Here is a 1,878-nt window from a genome sequence, read left to right as displayed (position 1 = left end):
CCCTTGACCGGAACCTTGCCAACCTCCAGCAAGAGCGGCGCTGCGAGCGGAGAGATCCGGTCCAGCGGCCGCAGAGTGATCCTGCCGTTGATCCGCGCCAGCATCTGTTCGATGCGGCCAAAGTCCACCAGCCCGCGCAGGGCTTCGTCGCGGGTGATGCCTATCAGCAGGTGGTCCGGGTCGTATTTCCTGAGTGTGTCATAGAGGATGTCGGAAGAGAATGCCGCCTGGCGCCCGTTCTTGCGTTGCCCGGGCGAGTTGCGTTCAATCAGCCCGGCGATGGTCGCCGCGCCGCGGAAGGCGCGTTTCATCACCGCGTTGCCGGCCAGCCATCCCTCCAGCCCTGCGCGCAGGGCCGTGACATCGAACAGCGGGCCCGGGTCTGTCAGCGGCTCCAGCCCCCAGATCAAAGTGGCGTAGTCCGTCGAGACAAAGCCAAGCGGGTCGAGGCCGAGTTCTTCCATCCGCTTGGTCAGAAGCAGCCCCAGCGTTTGCTGTGCGTTGCGGCCGGCAAAGCCATAAATGCAGGCATGCTCGCGCCCGTCGTGGGGGAAGCTTTCGATCAGCAGCGACCCGGCGCGGGGAAGGTCCGAGACTTCGCGCTGCAGTTCCAGCCATTCGGCGGTGTGGCGGGGCAGGTTTGGCCAGCTATCCTGTTTGAACATCTCCAGGATGCGGGCGCTGAGCTGAGTGGAGGTGGCGAATTTGGTGCCGGAGAATACTGCGATCTTCGGTTTTCTTCCGGGGCAGCGGGTGACCTCGACAGTCATTTCGCGCAAGCCCTCGTATCGCACGGTCTGGCCGCCGATCAGGAAGGTGTCGCCGGGGGTGAGGGTGGCGGCAAAGGCTTCCTCGATCTCACCCAGAGGTTTGCCGCCGCGGCTGCGCTTCAGGCGAACCTTGATCAGGTCGGCGTCCTGAATGGTGCCCAGGTTCATGCGGATGCGTTGGGCGGCGCGCGGGTCGCGCAGCTGCCATTTGCCGTCCGGGCGTTGCAGCAGGCGCTGCCATTGGTCATAGGCTTTCAGCGCGTAGCCGCCGGTGGCACAGAAATCCAGACAGACATCGAAACCGGCGCGGGTGAGGGCGGCATAGGCGCCGGCGCTGGTTATTTCGGTGTAGAGTTCATCCGCAGAAAACGGCCCGGCGCAGGCTGCAATCAGGATGTGCTGGCAGAGGACATCGCGAGGAGCGGGGCCGCGCGCCTCGCCGTCCAGATCGCCTGCACGGACGGCGTCCAGCGCGGCACGGCATTCCACCACCTCGAACCGGTTGGCGGGCACCAGAAGCGCCTTGGAAGGCGCGTTGTAGCGGTGGTTGGCGCGGCCGATGCGCTGCACCAGACGCTTGACGTTCTTGGGCGCGCCGATCTGGACCACCAGGTCCACATCGCCCCAATCGATGCCAAGGTCCAGCGAGCCGGTGCAGACAATAGCGCGCAGTTCGCCGCGGACCATAGCAGCCTCGACCCGTTCGCGCTGGTCCCGGTCGAGCGAGCCGTGGTGGATCCCGATCGGGAGCGCGTCGTCATTGGCGAGCCAGAGATTGCGAAAGAAGATTTCGGCCTGGGTGCGGGTGTTGTGGAAGATCAGCGTGGTTTTATGTGCTTTGATCTGCTCCATCACCGCCGCGATGGCATAGGCCGCACCGCCGCCGGCCCAGGGCGGAGCCTCGTTGGTTTCCAGCATCCGGATGTCTGGGGCGGGGCCGGGGTCTGCCTGCACGATTTTGCAGGCGTCCGGGTGGCAGGCCAGATAGCTGGCAATGGCCTGCGGGTCGTCCACGGTAGCTGACAGGCCTACCCGGCGCAGATCAGGGCAGAGCGTTTGCAGCCGCGCCAAGGCCAGCATCAGCTGGTCGCCGCGTTTGCTTTCGGCC

1 protein-coding gene is annotated in these 1,878 nt (G+C 65.5%); it reads right to left on the bottom strand.

Annotated elements, in window-relative coordinates; translation table 11 throughout:
* On the bottom strand, positions 1-1,878 hold a 1,878-nt coding region (locus A2I95_RS34610; RefSeq protein WP_291737087.1), incomplete at both ends, for a helicase-related protein.

Source organism: Leisingera sp. F5 (assembly GCF_001593695.1).
Note: the sequence above shows the minus strand (reverse complement) of the source record. Positions and strands in the feature narration are given on the sequence as shown.